A 15753-nucleotide genomic window follows, 5' to 3' on the forward strand; every position below is an offset into this window, starting at 1 on the left:
CTAGGTCTGGTGGTATGGCGCAGGCACACCCCAATATCAGCGAAAATCGACCGGTCATCCGGCAACTTGACGACGCAGCAATCAACCGTATTGCCGCAGGCGAGGTTGTTGAACGTCCGGCTTCTGCAGTCAAGGAATTGGTGGAAAATGCCATCGACGCTGGCGCAACCCGCGTCGCGATCGACATTGCCGATGGGGGTAAGACGCTGATTCGCGTCACCGATGATGGCTGTGGGATTGCCGCTGAGGATCTGCCATTGGCCCTGTCGCGCCACGCGACCTCGAAAATTGATGGGTCCGATTTGTTGAATATCCACACCTTCGGGTTTCGGGGTGAGGCGCTGCCATCGCTCGGCGCCGTCGGGCGCCTGACCATTACCAGCCGGGTGCCGGGGGGCGAGGCGGCCTCGGTCCATGTGGCGGGTGGTCGGATCGAGGCGGTGAAACCTGCCGCCTTACGTGCTGGCACGGTGGTTGAACTGCGCGATCTCTTTTTCGCCACGCCTGCGCGATTGAAATTTATGCGCACCGACCGGGCTGAAGCGCAGGCGATTTCCGATACAGTCAAACGTCTTGCCATGGCCGAACCTGCGGTAACTTTCACTCTGCGTGACGTCTCTGGTGGTGGAGAGGGGCGCGTGACCTTCCGCGCCGACCGCGAAAATGGTGATCTGTTTGACGCGCTTCACGCCCGACTGGCCCGCGTGATCGGGCGCGAGTTTGCTGAAAATGCCCTGCAGATCGATGCCACGCGCGAGGGGATCCGGTTGTACGGTTACGCCGCCTTGCCGACCTATTCGCGCGGTGCGGCGGTGGCGCAGTATCTGTTCGTCAATGGTCGTCCTGTGCGCGACAAGATGCTGACGGGCGCGCTGCGGGCGGCCTATTTCGATTTCCTCAGCCGGGATCGTCATCCGGCAGCAGCCTTGTTCATCGATTGCGATCCGACTTTGGTCGACGTGAATGTGCATCCGGCAAAGTCCGAGGTCCGGTTCCGCGATCCGGGCGTCGCGCGCGGGTTGATCGTCTCGGCCCTGAGGCACGCGCTGGCCGAGGCCGGGCACAGGGCCTCCTCCACAGTGGCCAATGCGACACTGGGCGCGATGCGTCCGGAACCCGCACAACCTACGCCTGCGCGCGTTTATCAGATGGACCGACCCTCGTCATCTGCACGGCAGGCGGCGTATCAAGCGCATGCGCCGGGGTTTGCCGAGCTGTCACAAGATTACAGCGGCAACGTGGTCGAGCCGGCCCCTGTGCCAACCGCCGAGGCTCCGGTCGAAAACCTGCCTTTGGGCGCGGCACGTGGGCAGGTGCATGAGAACTACATTATCGCTCAAACTGCAGACGGCATGGTGATCGTCGATCAACATGCGGCACATGAGCGGCTGGTTTATGAGAAGCTCAAAAACCAGATGGCCAAGAATGGCGTCGCGGCTCAGGCGCTTCTGATCCCGGAAATCGTTGAACTGTCCGACAGCGATTGCGCGCGCCTGATGCAGGTTGCGGACGACCTGACAAAGCTGGGACTGACGATTGAACCCTTTGGCGGCGGTGCGGTCGCTGTGCGTGAAACGCCGGCTATTCTGGGCGAGGTGGACGCGCGGGCGATGATTCTGGATATTTTGGATGAACTGGCCGATCAGGGCGAAAGCCAGATGGTGCAAGCGCGGATTGAGGCGATCCTCAGCCGGGTGGCCTGTCACGGCTCGGTCCGGTCGGGTCGCCGTATGCGGGCCGAAGAAATGAACGCCCTACTACGGGAAATGGAGGCCACGCCCCATTCCGGTCAGTGCAACCACGGGCGGCCGACTTATGTGGAATTGAAGCTGAGCGACATCGAGCGATTGTTCGGCCGCAGTTGATCCATTGGATTGGTTGGGCTATGGAGAATAAAACAGGAACATCCGAGGCAACATGATCGAGATTGCAGGAACCCAATATGCGCTAAACGACCCAGTGATCCTGACCGTGGGTGGGGTTGTTACGCTGATCCTGCTGTTGCTGTTTTTGTCGCTGCGCGCAGCCAACCGGTCGGCCCGTATGGCGGAACCTTTGTCCCGCCAGATGGCGCACCTGGGCCAGCATGTGCAGCAGTTGGGGCAGGGGCAGGAACAATTGCGCGGTGGCTTGCAACATGTCTCGGACACGCAGGCCAATGCACAGGTGCAAGTCATCCAGACAGTTGAATCCCGTCTGTCCTCGGTCCAGCAGCAGATGAATGATCGGCTGGCAGATAACGCGATGAAATCGGCGCGTGCCTTGGCCGAGATGCAGGAGCGGATGAAGGAATCCCTACATGGATCATCCAAACAAACCGCGACATCGCTGACACAGTTGCAGGAACGTCTGGCCGCCATCGATAAGGCGCAGGACAATATAACCAAACTGTCGGGCGACGTGCTGTCTTTGCAGGATATCCTGTCGAATAAGCAAACGCGTGGTGCTTTCGGAGAGATTCAGCTGAATGATATCGTCTCTAAGGCGCTGCCGTCGGATAGTTTCAAGCTGCAGGCAACCCTGTCGAATGGGCGGCGCGCAGATTGCCTGATCAACCTCCCGAACCCTCCAGGGCCGATTGTCATCGACAGCAAGTTCCCGTTGGAGGCCTATGAGGCCCTGATCGGTTCGACCAATGACATGGAGTTGAAGGCGGCGGTTCAGATGTTCCGCAGCACGGTGCGCAAGCACATAACTGATATTTCCGAGAAGTACATTCTGGACGGTGAAACGGCTGATGGAGCACTGATGTTCCTGCCGTCCGAGGCGGTCTATGCCGAACTGCACTCCAAGTTTCCGGAACTGGTGCAGGAGAGTTTTACCAAACGCGTGTGGATCGTCTCACCCACCACCTGCATGGCGACGCTGAACACGATGCGTGCGATTCTCAAAGACGCGCGGATGCGGGAACAAGCTGGGGCGATCCGCAAAGAACTGGGTTTGCTGCACAAGGATGTTGAGCGTTTGGGTGATCGGGTCGGCAATCTGGACCGCCATTTTGGGCAAGCGGCCAAGGATATCTCGGAAATCAAGATCAGCGCGGAAAAGGCTGGCCGCCGGGCACAGCGGTTGGATAACTTCGATTTCGAGGAACTGGCGCCTGACGATCAGACCAACGTTGTGCCTCTGGGCCAGTCTGAAGGCTAGGCATTACTGGATTGACAGATCCAGATTGTAGCCGACCGTCTTGTCCGTATCGCGGTCATTGCCCATCAGGTAGACCCGGATCGTGTAGTCTCCATCCTCAGGCAGTTCGATGCGCGCGGTGTTCCCGTCGATCGAGCCGTTGTAGATCGCGAAGCCATCACTGTCCGGCGGCAGGACGTTGAAGTAGATCACGCCATTGCCATTTGTGTCGCTTACCTTCAGGTCGGCAAACATCTCTTGTCCGGCTTTTGCACCCAACTTGTAGTCGAAGTACTCGTTTCCAGTGACGGTACCATTGACCATTGTCCCGAAATTGCCAGGTTCGAACTTCACGTCAGCGACCAGCTGGGCCGAAGCGACAGATGAAAAACCCATAAGGGCAACGATAAACAACATAGTCCGGATCATTTCAAATGCCTCCACCACTCAGCTTGCAGGGCAGGGTACCACATGAGCGCTGATTGCGTCAGATCTTCAGGAACGGTTGGAACAGACGCGGCATCAGCTTGTTGAATTTCAGCGGCGCGTCAGTGACAGCCAGACAAATGCAATCTCCGCTGATGTCGGCTGTCGGCGTATGGTGCAGGTCTTCATCTGCAATCTCCACATCACCACGGGCAAAACGGTCGACCTCATCAGAAAACGCGCCCTGCAGAACCATTGTCAACTCCACGCCATTATGGCTGTGGTCGGGAACTGCGGTGCCCGCCGGAATGAATAGCAACCGGGCAGTCGCTTCGCCGCTCGTCGGCAGGATCGCCTGCTTGACCCCCATGCCGATTGGTCGCCAGCGGATGTCATTTACGTCACCGCCCACGTAGTCCTGCAACGGGGTTGGCAAAACCGAGCAGCCGGGTCGCCTGGGTTTGGCAACCGGCGCACCGTTTGAGATCAAAGCCATCGTTTCCGCAAGTGCCTTGTCGTTCATCGCAACGGTCTCGTCCTGTTCTTCCAGGACATATCCGCCAACGGCGTCAAAGCTTTCGGCCTGCGCACGACATTGATTGCACAGGGAAAGATGTGTCGCGACCATCAGGTCGAAAGCCTCGGGCAGAGTGCCTGCGGCGTAAGCCATCAGCAGGTCGTCTGTCAGGTGATGTTTGATCTTATTGCTCATATCCGTCATCTCAATTCATCGCATGGCGCAAGCGGTCCAGCGCCAACCGTATCCGTGATTTGATCGTCCCCAGTGGCAATCCGGTCTGAGAAGCGATTTCTCGATGGCTCAGATCGCCGAAATAGGCTTTCTCGATCAGTTGTCTTTGCGCTTCTGGCAGCGCGGACAGGGCGTTGCGCAGCTGCGCGGTTTCCTGTTGCAGAACAAGTATGTCGTCCTGTTCCGGCTCAGCCTCGGGTCCCCATCCCAGTTCTTCGGGCTCGGGGCGGCGTTGTTTGCGCAGGACGTCGATGCGTTTGTTCCGGGCTATCGTGAACACCCATGTGGCCACGGTCGCCCGCGCAGGATCGAATAAATGCGACTTGTGCCACAGCGTGACCATCACCTCTTGAGCGCACTCTTCGGCCATGGCCGCATCTGAGCCCGACTTGATCAGGAACGCCTTGATCCGCGGCGCGAAATGCTGAAACAACTCAGCAAAGGCGACCTGGTCCTGCGTGTCCCTTATACGTCTGACGTGGTCCACCCACTCAGCTCGTTTGTCACAACTGTCTTGCGCTCGGTTCACCGGTTTTCCCTTGATGCGTTTCTTTGCGCGCCACGGTTTCTGTGAAGGCCTGCTGGCCACCGGTTCATCCAAGGTCGCGGTATCGATCTCGGTAAACATAACAACAATACGCAGCGACACCCAAGCTGGATCACATTGTGATGCGAAATTAATCCAAACCGGACCATGTTCCGTATGATAAGTATGTACATGACGAAAAAAACAGCGCCACTTGAACAGCTTACAGGAAAACTGGAACACAGCCGAGAATGAACAGGATCGACCATATTTCAGGCCATACTTACCACGGTCGAAAAGGCAGGATCGAGAATGCGTTTCGGTATTCCATTGATTACATCCTGTTGGACCCCGAAGCCCGGCCTGACACACCGCTTTTGTTTTCGATGAACCGAGCCAATGCGATGTACTGGCGAGACCGTGACCACGGCGGTGAACCCGGCAAAGGGCAGAGTGCGGCGTGGTTGCGAGCTAAATTCGACGAAATGGGTGTGACGCAACCTGCAAGGCTTGAGTTGCTGACGCAGCCACGGGTGCTGGGGCATGTTTTCAATCCGGTCAGCTTCTGGTTCTGCTTCGATGCCGGTGAACAGCTATATGCGGTGGTAGCCGAGGTTACGAACACTTACGGCACGCGCCACAGTTATCTGTGCATCAATCCCGGATTTGCGCCGATCCAGCCGACGGATCGCATCGTTGCGGACAAGCTGATGCATGTCTCACCGTTTCAAAAGATCGAAGGGACGTATGAGTTTCGCTTTGACCATCGCCCCGAGCGTATCGGCGTTTGGATTGACTATGGTCGAAAAGCGGGTGGATTGATTGCCACCCTGACCGGGCCGCGTGCACCGCTGACCAACCGGGCGATCGTGTGGTCGTTGCTGCGGCGGCCCTTCGGTGCGCGGCGTGCGTTTTTCCTTATTGTGTGGCAGGCGATCAAACTTAAGATCAAGAAGGCCCGGTTTGTCCCGTTCCGAACCGTCTCTGTGCCCGATCAGCCGATATCCCGCAGTCGCAAGCCTTAGCCCTTAGGTCTTTGCTTAAGATCAAAGACTCAGCCCCTTCCTCATGGTTGTGGTACTATTGAAACCGCGAATACGAGGAGTTGGGTCATGATGGAAATTTCGCCAAGGAAAATTGCTCAGGTTGCAATGATGGGGCGCGAATTGGGTCGTGCCGAGGGCGAATTGCGCGCCTTTATTGACCGGATGAGCGAGGACGAACAGGCCGAACTGGTGGCTGTCATGTGGGTTGGGCGAGAAAGCTTTTTCGCCGAAGATCTGCCTGAGGCTATTGCAACCGCCAAGTCCGAAGCTTCGACCCCTTGCGCAGACTACCTGATCGGTACGCCGCATATGTCGGATCACCTTGAAAATGGCTTGGATGCACTGGGCATCTCAGCGGAGGATGTGGAAAACGACCTGATGTAAGTGCAACGGTTATGTGCAACCGATGCAGCCTGCTAATTGCAAACCATTCGCTGAAAACCCGGTTTTCGGATAACATAGTCAGGATACCCGAAAGCCCGCATTTAGGCTGGGGTGCTATTAAAACGGAGCGTGATCCATGTGGCGCGTCTTGCAAATGTTTGCGGTGTTCGCGCTTTGCGTGGGCTTCCATTCCCGCCCTGCCCAAGCCTGCGGCGTCTGCGTTGAGCTTCCGGAATATTCTCTGGCGGACCGGATTCTTTCGGCGCGTGTTATCGTGCTGGCGGCACCATCGCCAGACAACCCTTTCAGGTTCTCCCCCGTTACGGTTTTGAAAGGCACACCGGAACAGGTTGGGGGATTGCCCGAGATACCTTTCCTGGTCGACAGCGTTACGCGATCCGCCTTTCGTGCGAGTCCGAGCAGAACGGTTTTGATGGTCTACGGGGCGGGGTATCAGGACAAGGCCGGTCGCAGCCTGCCCAGCGGTTGGACCAAAGGCTTCCTGATGACACCGGACAGGGCCCATTTCCTTAAAACACTGCGTGCCGAGGGGCAGGGCTGGACCAGTGGCGCGCCGGATCGCGCGGCGCAGGTTGGCTTTTTCAGTACCTATCTCACACATGAAGATCGCCTGTTGCGCAACACGGCGCTGATTGAAATCCACCGCGCGCCCTATTGGCTTTTGACCCACCTGACCGATGCCGTGCCAACCGCACAATTATTGCAGGACCTGCGCAATCCCAATCGTTTAGCCTACGCACCGGCACTTATCCGATTGTTGGGTCTTCAGTCGGATCCAAAGGCTAAAGAACGCGTAAGGCTTGGCTATCAAAGCGCGCTTCGCAGTGGAGGCCTCAACCTATACGACTGGGGGCTGGCGGGAATCACAGTTGATGGGGATCGGGCAATCCTTGAAATCGAAAAGTCGCTGCAGCTGCCTGAACGCTCCGCCGACGAAAAGCGCATCCTGATCCGCAGTCTGGCCGATGGCGGAACGACCTATCCCGATTTGCGACCCCGAATCCTGGATGTGTTTAGGCATCAGTTGGACAAAGACAGCACTGTTGCGATCTGGATTGCCCTGGCTGTACGACCTTGGGGCACCAACGCGCTGAACCCCAACTTTGAGGCTATCATGGCCCAAAATGATCTAGACCCGGCGACGCTGTTTCTCATGCGAGCGGCAATCGAAGCTGACGAACCGGGTTAACGTCGCGGTGACGCTCCACATAGTTCCAAATCGCACTAGGGAACAGATGGGGCAGCACTTTCGCCACGCAAATGCATCCCAACAGCACCGACGCAATCGATTTCAGAAAAATTTCGCGCTTGATCAAAATCGTCTTGTATCTGGTCGACATGCAAGGATATAACGGCCAGCGGAGACGTGGCCGAGTGGTCGAAGACACTCCCCTGCTAAGGGAACGCTTCTTTCATTTTTTCGTATACTTTTCATTATATTAACATTTTCCATAAGGCAGCTTGTCCAAATTTTGCCTAAAGTCCCAGCCAAAACTTAACAGTCTTTCGCTGAGATCCGGTGGCGCAAGTTTTACGTAGTGGTATGCCATGTCCTTCTTGGCCCATCCCCCCAGTTTCCTCAAAAGTAGGTCGTCCTTTGTTTGTGCGTAAAACCAGGTTGCCCAAGTGTGGCGCAAAACATACGGGGTCACGTCCGAGCCAAGGCCGGCAGCTTCGCGGACAGTCTGAAAGGCCGCTGACATTTGCCCACCCCCATTTTCGCGAAGGATGTAAGGTGAGCCGCTTGGTGTCCGAAACGCTTTTCCGTCTTTGGGAAATTCACCCATTAGACGCCAGGCATAATCAGGGGGTACAACCCATCGCTCTCGAAATGCGGTCTTTGAAGCTCCGGCTTCCTTGCAGGCAATCCAAACACGTCCAGTTTGCGGGAAAATGTCCTCGACATCGACGGCAAACATTTCCCCAGGCCCTGCACCGGTGCCAAGCAAAAAGGCGATCTTTTTGAGAGTATGCCTTGCAGGATCCCAGCGTCCAACAATGGCTTCGCTGGTCGCTGCAGCCAACAACTCGTTGGCTTCTTCAGGAGTTAGGAAACGTTGCACTCTTTGCACCTCGCGTTTCTGGGGGCGCTTCCCCAAGTGCATCCGTAAATGCCATTCCTATCCGCTCTGGCATTGCACTTTCAAAGAAGGCCAGGGCCTCAGAAGATGCCAGCTCGGGGACATTCAAGCGCGGCATGCGCGGATAGCACAGGGCGTTTAGTGCCGAGGATACCGTCTCGCGCCATTCCTCCAGTTCCGGGCCGGTGCCATACGACTGCAGCAATTGCGTGCCAATTGAGTCGAAATGACGAATGATTTCTGTGCTGTCCTGAATCAGCGTCTCACCATCCACCAAAATTGGAACGGTCAATCTGTCGACCCGACCCTCAAGCTCGGCTGGAACCTGCCCCGGCGCCACATAGACGAGTTCGGGCGACAGACCCTTCAGGCCAGCCATTATGCGGGCGCGCACGCAAAATGGACAGGTTTCAAAGACAAAGAGTTTCATCGAAGTTACTCCGCCACCCTCACAGGTAGACAACGCCAAAACGTTCCTCGATCAGCTTCAGATCTCGCACGCCGGTTTCATTCTGGCGAGACGTTTCGGCCATGAAGGCCTCGGCCCAATCGCCGGGGAAGATGTAGCTGATCAGCTTGGCGGTCGTATCGCCCACGTTTTTCATGTAGTGGGAGACACCGCGCGGGCATTGGATGCTGGCGCCGTGCCCGGCCCTGAAAACCTCATCGCCGATTTTGACTTCAAGCTCACCTTCGATGATGTGAAAGGTCTGGTCTTCCCACTTGTGGTAGTGATCGGGGATGCAGCTGCCGGGCGCGATTTCGCCCGCGCCGAAGACATACTCGGACTGGGTGTCTTCTTTGCCAGCCGCGACCGAGGTGTATTCGTTTTCGGCCATGAAATACTTGCGGCCTTCATGCCAGCCGCTGATGACCGTCTTCTTGCCAGTAGTTTCGGTTTTCTTGGGCATGTCATGCTCCGTTTTCGGGTTATTTGGGTGGGGCAGGACCGGGCAGTGACACTGCCCGGTCTGTTCAGGTCAGTGGCCGTGCCAGATCGAATAGGTCATGCGCTCCACATGGGCAGACAGGTTCTGGTCATACATGAACCAGTGGCTGAACTCGGGCAGCTCGACCGTTTCCTTCAGTTCCTCGACTGTCTTGCCCGCAGCAAGACCTTCCGACACTGCTTTGAAAAGCGCCTCGTTGAAAGCCAAATCCTCGGCCAGTTGCTCCGGCGACGACATCGGCATGTGCCCTGATATGACCGTGTCGAATTCCAGTTCGGTCGTCACGCGGCGCAGCGTGTTTAGCGAACCCACGTAGTCATGCGTGTTCAGGCGGCCGGGAAGGTTCACGAAACCCTGAAGGTGCCAATCGACCGCCATAAGAACCTTGTCTTCTGGCATGTAGATGGCGCTGTTGCACTGACCATCGTTCGAACCGTAGTAGCGCATTTCGACCACCTTGCCGCCAAGCTCGATCCGGTATTCGTCCCCTTCATAGGTTACGTCAGGTTGCACGACCCTGTTTTCCAGATCACGGCCCAGCAATTCGGCGCACCCTTCATGCGTGATGAACTCGGCGCCTTCGTCCTTGAAGATCTGTCCCCCGCGGGAATGGTCGAAATGGGGATGGGAATAGAGCACCTTGACCACCGGCTGATCCGTCAGCTTTGCAATTTCGGCGCGCATTGCTTCGGCGCGGAATTCCTGGTTGGGATCCACGACGACGACGACGACGCCGTCATCGGTGATCACGATCAGGCTGGAATAATGCGCCATGTGGAACTGATAAACACCGTCTTTCAGCTCGGTCATGACAGGCTTCATCTCGTCATCAGCGGCGATTGCGGCGCTCGCAAAGGCGGTTGCGGCAGCAAGGGCTGTGAGAATGCGTTTCATGGCAAGGCCTCCTATTGTCTGGGAGGCTATATATCATTGACGAATTCAGGTATAATTGGAGCGGCATGCAATAGAGAACTAACTGAAAGTATCTAATGGATAAGCTCAGGAAGATGGCTGTGTTTGCCCGCGCGGTTGAACTGGGCAGCTTCGCAGCCGCTGCCGCGGACCAGAACGTTACCCCTGCAATCGTAGGTCGACATGTGGCCGATCTTGAGGCGATGCTGGGTCTGCGGCTTATCAACCGCACCACACGGTCGATGGAGGTGACCGACGCGGGTCAGCGTTACTATCATGGCTGCAAAACCATGCTGGACCAGATGGCGGAACTGGAACAGGATGTTGCGGATCGAAAAGGCGTCGGTCCTTCGGGCATTGTCCGCGTGGCAGCGCCCGAAGGCATGGGCACTCTGCTGATGGATGCCGTTGAAAGCTTCCAGAAGCTCTATCCGCAAGTGTTGTTCGATCTGGTGTTCGACAACGATCAGACTGATTTTGTCAGTGCAAAGGTCGATCTTGCGATCCGGTTGGCGATCTCGCTTGAAGACAGCTCCCTGATTGTCACCAAACTGACCGATACCCGGCTGAGTTTGTTTGCTGCCCCATCCTATCTTGAAAGTCATGGCGTGCCGGCCACCGTTCAGGAGCTCGACAATCATGCCTGTCTGGCGTTCGGCGGTTCGCGCTTTGGAGACAGCTGGCCGCTGTTAACAAAGACCGGCCTGCGCAAACTGCGACAACCCTGGCGCATGGTGATAAACCAAACCCATATCTACCGAGAGGCCTTGATCCGGGGAATGGGGATCGGGCTATTGCCGGAGATCATGGCCTTGGACCTCGTTGAGGCCCAGCAACTGTCTCCAGTTTTTCTGGATGACAGATTTCCAGATGTCGGCGTATTTGGGGTGTATCAAGATAAGGCATTCCAGCCACACCGTGTCCGTTTGTTTCTCGAGCATTTGCGAAAGCATTTCAGTAGGCCTTAGAGAGGTTTCCAATTTTTTTTTCCTTCATTCACACTCATCTGCCGCATCTCGTATTCGGCCCTAAGCTGCCGTTGGCTGCCTGTTGGTGATGCTGCGACGCATCCCGTCGAACCTGCCATTCGCTGAGGGAGCGAAAACTTGAACGCTAAGAACGCACATACTTCGGTGTTATCGCAATTTGAAATTATCTCACGTGCTTCGGTGAAAGTAACTCACCAACAAAAAAGTTCAGACATATAACAACGAAGACTGCGCCGCGACGAAGCTGTTGATATTTGCTCGAACACGGATGAGCATTGACACAATAAACTGGGCGCGTTTGAACGAGCCCAGTTTCGTCAAGTCGCGACGTGAGATACCTCCTTGTCCGGCGAGTATATGTCCAAGATATTCCAATGTCCGGTCGTTGGTGTTGGGTTGTTGATCATTGGCACATCGAGCACGGTTGGCTTGCCACTGGCGATTGCCGCTTCCAGTGCCGGCAACAGTTCGTCGGCAGCGCTGAGCCTGTGCCCTTCCGCTCCGTAGGCTCGCGCTATGTCGGCATAGCCCGGTCCGTTTGCGGGTGCGGCGGCTGATCCGGGGAACGTGGTTCCATAGGTCAGACCGTAATGCGCCTTTTGCAGACCTGCTATGGTTCCGAAGGCATTGTTGTTCATGACCAGCCAGATAATGCCCAGATCGAGTTCGACGGCCGTTGCCAGCATCGACGGGTTTTGGCCGAAACCACCATCGCCAACAAGGCTGATCACCACACGATCAGGTGCCGCCAGTTTCGCGCCGATCGCACCCGGAGGCCCGAAACCCATCGTCGCGAACCCACCCGGGGTCAGGATTGAACCCGGCGTCAAAATGTCAAACTGTTGCCCGACACCGTTCTTGTTCCACCCAACGTCAGTGGTGATGATGGCATCCTCGGGCAGTGCCTTGCGGGTATCTGCCAGAATACGCTCGGGCATCATCGGAAAGGCTGCTGACGTCGCCATTTCCACGTTGTGCGCTTTGAAATCCGTTCGGAAGTCGGCGATCTTCTGTTCCAGAGCGGGGCGTTTGAAACCGTCCGGATACATCTCGCGGGCGACCCGGTTGAGGACGCGCAAAGCGGCCTTGGCGTCAGCAACGACGCCGATCTCGGTGGGATAGTTCCGACCGATTTCCTGCGGTTCGATGTCGATATGAATGACCTTCGAGCCGGGAATGTTGAACGTGTAGCCAGGGTACCAACTGGAGCAATCAGCCTCTTTGAACCGAGTGCCCACGGCAAAGATGTAGTCCGCATTCAAGCAGGACTGGTTGACCAATTCGGTGCCCCAAAACCCGGTCATTCCCAGCACAAGCGGATGGTCGTCCCGCAAAGCGCCTTTACCCATCAGGGAATGCGCGACTGGCAGGCCCATATGGTCAACAAATTCTCGCAACTCCTCGCTGGCCTGTGCCAGAAGAATACCACCTCCGACATAAGCGACTGGGTTTTCGGCTTTAGCCAACGCTTCGACAATCTCTCGCGCTGTTTCATCGTCAATCGACGGTTTCTTGAGCGCCCGCGTGTTGTCGCGGATACGGTCGAAACTGTCCGACGGGATCACCTCGGAGAAGATATCCATGGGCACGTTGACCAGCACCGGTCCGGGCTGACCGCTTTCGGCAAGATGAAACGCCTTTTCCAGAATCTCGGCCATCAGGTCGGCCCGATCCACCCGCCAGGCACGTTTGACAAAGGGGCGGTAGATCTCCCACTGGGCCGCGTCTGCGTGGAGGTTCACTTCCTGATGCGGATGCTTGCCGTAGTAATGCGTGGGAATGTCACCTGCGATCACGACCATCGGGATACAGTCCAGCGCGGCGTTGGCGACCCCGGTGGAGCAATTGGTCAGCCCCGGGGAGAGATGGGACAGCACCACCGAGGCCTTGCCCGTCACGCGGGCATAAGCATCCGCCGCGTGGCTGGCGATTTGCTCGTGCCGCACAGTGACGAAATCAATCGGGCTTTCGGCCAGTGCAGCAAGTACCGCGATATTCGTATGGCCGCACAGGCCAAAAACATGTTCGATCTCACGGCGTTCGAGGAAATCGACGATGTGTTCGGCAACGGTTTTGCCTTCCAGTTTTGCTCCGTCCATCACGCGACCTCCTGTCCGTAGAATTCACCGAAAAGTTCCGGTTCCGAGGGGCGATCCTCGGGGATCGGACGACTGACCCAAGTGTAGTTCATCATATGTTTCATAGTGACGTTCTCATTGGTGATATTGCCGCCCCAAATGCCGCAGCCAAGGCTGCTGGTCATGGGCATACCGTTGGTCCAGGCACCTGCGTTGGCCTTGGATTGCGGCTGTCGCACCATCATGCGGCTGACCGGAGCCAAACGAGCCAGCCGATCTATGTGGTCGTCATTGTGGCTGTAAATGCCGCATGAGTGGCCTTTGCCACCGGAGTTGTAAATCTGGCTGACCGTATCCAGCGCGCCATCGAACGTGTCGAAGTGATAAAGCGCCATCAGCGTGGTCAGTTTTTCCTTGGAGAACTTATGCTGCGGCCCGATTTGCCCCTGATTTTCAACCATCAGGAATTTGCGATCTTCGGGGATCGAGAACCCGGCGACCTTGGACGTTTGCTGAGGAGGGCAGGCGATGGTCGGGAAGGTGCGGTTGCCCTTTTCGTCCCACATAGCAGCTTCGAGCATAGCCTTCTCTTCATCCGAGCACAGGTACCCGCCTTCGGCGTCAAGCGCCTTGACCATGTCGTCGTAAATTGAACGCTGGATGATGATGTTGCCGTCAGCCGAGCAACCAGACCCAAAGTCAGACGTCTTTGAAATACGTGTGTTCTGAGCGGCGATTTCCAGATCGGCGGTCTCATCGATGACGATGGAAGAATTGCCCGCGCCTACGCCATAGGCCGGCCGCCCGGAGCTATAGGCAGCTTTGACCATCGGTTTGCCGCCGGTCGCCAACGTAAGATCGCAGATCTCCATGAGGTGCTGAGTTAGCGGAATCGACGGCTTGCGGATTGATTGAAACAGATCCTCGGGGGCGCCGGCGGCACGGCAGGCCGCGCGCATAACCTCGACCATTTCAAAGGTGGTGTGGGCAGTTCGTGGGTGTGGGCTGAAGATGACCGCGTTTCGGGCGTTCGCAGCGGAAACACCTGTCACCGGTGGTGTCATCGCCGGGTTGGTCATCGGGATCAGGGATGCGATCACACCGGCAGGCTTGGCATACTTTGCCAACCCTTTTTCCTCATCAACTTCGACAATACCGGTCGATGGTGTGCGCAGGACATCACGCAACACCATGTGTATCTTGAACCGCTTCGCAGGGCGCCCTTCGCGATCTCCGATACCGCTTTCGTCCACGCCTTGCTGGGCCAGACGCGTAAAGGTTTTCTCATTCCCCGCATACCACGCAATGGCCTGAGACAGGCGATCCAGCCTGTCCTGATCCCAATCCTCGATCTCGGCCATGGCGGCGCGGGCGCGTGCCAGCATATCGGCCGCCATGTTGCGGTCGGTTTCAGTGAGCTCTTTGCCCATGATGATCCTCTTGATGTTTTAGAAATGCAGCATCGGGCATCCGGCGCTGTGATCGCGCCTCGCCGAATGTTCGCTTGGCGTGGCTAAGACAGCGACGCGCGTGTTCTTCGTATCCCAACTCGGCAACGCGGCTTTGGTTGGGCAGTTCGATAGAATAGTCGACCGGCGGCATCCGCTCGATGATGCCGGTAAAATCTATCCAGCCTTCGCCGGGATACAGCCTTGCATCACGGGCCAGTTGGATCATGCCCTCACGCGTGTCGGCTATGCCCGGCAGGCAGTCAGAGATATGCAGGAAGTGAAACAAGTCTGAAGGGACGTGCAACAGCTCTCCCAAGTCTACACGGCTGAGATGCAGGTAGAGCGTGTCGACCAGGATACCGCCATTCGGCTGGTCGGAGGCGCGGACAATATCCAGTGCTTCATCCAGAGTGCGCAGGCGGGAAAAGCTTGGGAATTCCAGATCCACCGTCAGCCCGTAGGGCGCCGCCAGTTCGCAAGTTTCGGAATAGATGTCGATCAGAAAGTCACGATCATCGCGCGTGTTGGTCCACGCGCTCATAATCATGCGTTTGGCGCCCAGTTCCCCGCCGATCTCCAGAGAGGGCTCAAAACTGCGCGGATCGACATCTTCGGTGATGCGCGCAAGCTCGACATCAAGGACTTTCAAGCCGGTGGTAGTGAGAGCAATTTTGGTGGCCTGCACCTGCGCCTTGTCGATTGGGGATTGAGTGAATTCACCAGGCACATGCATCGGAATGAACCGAGGGCTGACTGCATCGTAACCGGCCCGCGCGGCGATATAGACCAACTCGGGCGGCGTACAGCCAATCAGCGTCAGATGCGCCAAGGAATAGATAGAGGGGCTTGCGCCAGCCTCTTCGGGTTTCACCATGAACGGCAGCTCCACGTGTCTGCGAATCTCAATTTCATCACACGTAGTGTAAAATATCAGATATTTTTAAAAATATCAACTTTTAATACTGAGCAGGAATGAAAACGCCCGAGCAATAGCCCGGGCGTGCTTAACCTT

At 56.7% G+C, this 15753-nt stretch carries 16 protein-coding genes; 6 read left to right on the plus strand and 10 right to left on the minus strand.

From position 1 onward, the window contains the following. Positions 1 to 14: 14 nt before the first annotated feature. Together mutL and AC2FJC_RS11370 are read left to right on the plus strand one after the other, a co-directional pair. Entirely contained in the window at positions 15 to 1865 is a 1851-nt protein-coding gene (gene mutL, locus AC2FJC_RS11365) for a DNA mismatch repair endonuclease MutL (RefSeq protein ID WP_496739594.1), read from the plus strand. 52 nt (positions 1866 to 1917) lie between these two features. Continuing rightward, positions 1918 to 3147, plus strand: coding sequence for a DNA recombination protein RmuC (locus AC2FJC_RS11370; RefSeq protein ID WP_496720998.1), 1230 nt, complete (start codon positions 1918 to 1920; stop codon positions 3145 to 3147). A gap of 3 nt (positions 3148 to 3150) precedes the next feature. On the opposite strand, the gene AC2FJC_RS11375 is transcribed toward AC2FJC_RS11370, so the two are convergent. Genes AC2FJC_RS11375 through AC2FJC_RS11385 form a run of 3 tightly spaced genes read right to left on the minus strand, consistent with a single transcriptional unit; the run spans position 3151 to position 4931 of the window. After that, positions 3151 to 3555, minus strand: a complete 405-nt coding sequence (locus tag AC2FJC_RS11375; RefSeq protein WP_496739595.1) for a hypothetical protein — start codon at positions 3553 to 3555, stop codon at positions 3151 to 3153. A 58-nt stretch (positions 3556 to 3613) separates the two neighbouring features. After that, positions 3614 to 4264, minus strand: a complete 651-nt coding sequence (locus AC2FJC_RS11380; protein WP_496739596.1) for a ChrR family anti-sigma-E factor — start codon at positions 4262 to 4264, stop codon at positions 3614 to 3616. Positions 4265 to 4274: 10 nt separating this feature from the next. Continuing rightward, complete coding sequence (locus tag AC2FJC_RS11385; RefSeq protein WP_496739626.1) at positions 4275 to 4931, minus strand: sigma-70 family RNA polymerase sigma factor; 657 nt, start codon at positions 4929 to 4931, stop codon at positions 4275 to 4277. Positions 4932 to 5080: 149 nt separating this feature from the next. Between AC2FJC_RS11385 and AC2FJC_RS11390 the strand changes: the two genes are divergently transcribed. The 3 genes from AC2FJC_RS11390 (at position 5081) to AC2FJC_RS11400 (ending at position 7469) form a co-directional block, all read left to right on the plus strand. Then, positions 5081 to 5854 carry a DUF1365 domain-containing protein gene (locus tag AC2FJC_RS11390; protein WP_496739597.1) on the plus strand — a complete coding sequence of 258 codons (774 nt, stop codon included), beginning with the start codon at positions 5081 to 5083 and terminating at the stop codon, positions 5852 to 5854. An 87-nt stretch (positions 5855 to 5941) separates the two neighbouring features. Next, entirely contained in the window at positions 5942 to 6259 is a 318-nt protein-coding gene (locus AC2FJC_RS11395) for a DUF3775 domain-containing protein (protein WP_108860111.1), read from the plus strand. A gap of 136 nt (positions 6260 to 6395) precedes the next feature. Continuing rightward, complete coding sequence (locus AC2FJC_RS11400) at positions 6396 to 7469, plus strand: hypothetical protein (RefSeq protein WP_496739598.1); 1074 nt, start codon at positions 6396 to 6398, stop codon at positions 7467 to 7469. Between the two features lie 250 nt (positions 7470 to 7719). On the opposite strand, the gene AC2FJC_RS11405 is transcribed toward AC2FJC_RS11400, so the two are convergent. The 4 genes from AC2FJC_RS11405 to AC2FJC_RS11420 form a co-directional block, all read right to left on the minus strand. Beyond that, on the minus strand, positions 7720 to 8343 hold the full coding sequence (locus AC2FJC_RS11405; protein ID WP_496739599.1) for a tyrosine-type recombinase/integrase: 624 nt from the start codon (positions 8341 to 8343) through the stop codon (positions 7720 to 7722). Beyond that, positions 8321 to 8791, minus strand: a complete 471-nt coding sequence (locus AC2FJC_RS11410) for a glutathione S-transferase N-terminal domain-containing protein (RefSeq protein ID WP_496739600.1) — start codon at positions 8789 to 8791, stop codon at positions 8321 to 8323. Before AC2FJC_RS11410 ends, AC2FJC_RS11405 begins: the two co-directional genes overlap by 23 nt. A gap of 19 nt (positions 8792 to 8810) precedes the next feature. Next, the gene (locus tag AC2FJC_RS11415; protein WP_496739601.1) at positions 8811 to 9272 is read right to left on the minus strand and encodes a cupin domain-containing protein; all 462 of its coding nucleotides are present in this window, start codon (positions 9270 to 9272) and stop codon (positions 8811 to 8813) included. A 69-nt stretch (positions 9273 to 9341) separates the two neighbouring features. Beyond that, positions 9342 to 10205 carry an MBL fold metallo-hydrolase gene (locus tag AC2FJC_RS11420; RefSeq protein WP_496739602.1) on the minus strand — a complete coding sequence of 288 codons (864 nt, stop codon included), beginning with the start codon at positions 10203 to 10205 and terminating at the stop codon, positions 9342 to 9344. A gap of 95 nt (positions 10206 to 10300) precedes the next feature. Here AC2FJC_RS11420 and AC2FJC_RS11425 point away from each other — a divergent pair, with 95 nt between their 5' ends. Beyond that, a complete protein-coding gene (locus AC2FJC_RS11425; protein ID WP_496739603.1) occupies positions 10301 to 11191 on the plus strand; it encodes a LysR family transcriptional regulator in 891 nt (296 codons plus the stop codon). A 338-nt stretch (positions 11192 to 11529) separates the two neighbouring features. Here the strand turns inward: AC2FJC_RS11425 and AC2FJC_RS11430 are convergent, their stop codons facing one another. From AC2FJC_RS11430 to AC2FJC_RS11440, 3 genes are read right to left on the minus strand one after another with little or no spacing between them, the layout of a single operon-like run. After that, positions 11530 to 13311, minus strand: coding sequence for a thiamine pyrophosphate-binding protein (locus AC2FJC_RS11430; protein ID WP_496739604.1), 1782 nt, complete (start codon positions 13309 to 13311; stop codon positions 11530 to 11532). Next, a complete protein-coding gene (locus AC2FJC_RS11435; RefSeq protein WP_496739605.1) occupies positions 13311 to 14720 on the minus strand; it encodes an aldehyde dehydrogenase family protein in 1410 nt (469 codons plus the stop codon). The genes AC2FJC_RS11430 and AC2FJC_RS11435 overlap by 1 nt, the downstream gene beginning before the upstream one ends. Then, positions 14701 to 15615 (minus strand): sugar phosphate isomerase/epimerase family protein, encoded by a 915-nt coding sequence (locus tag AC2FJC_RS11440; RefSeq protein ID WP_496739606.1) that lies wholly within the window; start codon positions 15613 to 15615, stop codon positions 14701 to 14703. The genes AC2FJC_RS11435 and AC2FJC_RS11440 overlap by 20 nt, the downstream gene beginning before the upstream one ends. Positions 15616 to 15753: the final 138 nt, after the last annotated feature.

It is taken from the genome of Ruegeria sp. CDSB117 (assembly GCF_059611005.1).

Bases quoted from the DNA above. Each gene is read 5' to 3' on its own strand.
- mutL (WP_496739594.1), top strand. From the start codon at position 15: ATGGCGCAGGCACACCCCAATATCAGCGAAAATCGACCGGTCATCCGG.
- AC2FJC_RS11370 (WP_496720998.1), top strand. From the start codon at position 1,918: ATGATCGAGATTGCAGGAACCCAATATGCGCTAAACGACCCAGTGATC.
- AC2FJC_RS11375 (WP_496739595.1), bottom strand. From the start codon at position 3,555: ATGATCCGGACTATGTTGTTTATCGTTGCCCTTATGGGTTTTTCATCT.
- AC2FJC_RS11380 (WP_496739596.1), bottom strand. From the start codon at position 4,264: ATGAGCAATAAGATCAAACATCACCTGACAGACGACCTGCTGATGGCT.
- AC2FJC_RS11385 (WP_496739626.1), bottom strand. From the start codon at position 4,931: ATGTTTACCGAGATCGATACCGCGACCTTGGATGAACCGGTGGCCAGC.
- AC2FJC_RS11390 (WP_496739597.1), top strand. From the start codon at position 5,081: ATGAACAGGATCGACCATATTTCAGGCCATACTTACCACGGTCGAAAA.
- AC2FJC_RS11395 (WP_108860111.1), top strand. From the start codon at position 5,942: ATGATGGAAATTTCGCCAAGGAAAATTGCTCAGGTTGCAATGATGGGG.
- AC2FJC_RS11400 (WP_496739598.1), top strand. From the start codon at position 6,396: ATGTGGCGCGTCTTGCAAATGTTTGCGGTGTTCGCGCTTTGCGTGGGC.
- AC2FJC_RS11410 (WP_496739600.1), bottom strand. From the start codon at position 8,791: ATGAAACTCTTTGTCTTTGAAACCTGTCCATTTTGCGTGCGCGCCCGC.
- AC2FJC_RS11415 (WP_496739601.1), bottom strand. From the start codon at position 9,272: ATGCCCAAGAAAACCGAAACTACTGGCAAGAAGACGGTCATCAGCGGC.
- AC2FJC_RS11420 (WP_496739602.1), bottom strand. From the start codon at position 10,205: ATGAAACGCATTCTCACAGCCCTTGCTGCCGCAACCGCCTTTGCGAGC.
- AC2FJC_RS11425 (WP_496739603.1), top strand. From the start codon at position 10,301: ATGGATAAGCTCAGGAAGATGGCTGTGTTTGCCCGCGCGGTTGAACTG.
- AC2FJC_RS11430 (WP_496739604.1), bottom strand. From the start codon at position 13,311: ATGGACGGAGCAAAACTGGAAGGCAAAACCGTTGCCGAACACATCGTC.
- AC2FJC_RS11435 (WP_496739605.1), bottom strand. From the start codon at position 14,720: ATGGGCAAAGAGCTCACTGAAACCGACCGCAACATGGCGGCCGATATG.
- AC2FJC_RS11440 (WP_496739606.1), bottom strand. From the start codon at position 15,615: ATGGTGAAACCCGAAGAGGCTGGCGCAAGCCCCTCTATCTATTCCTTG.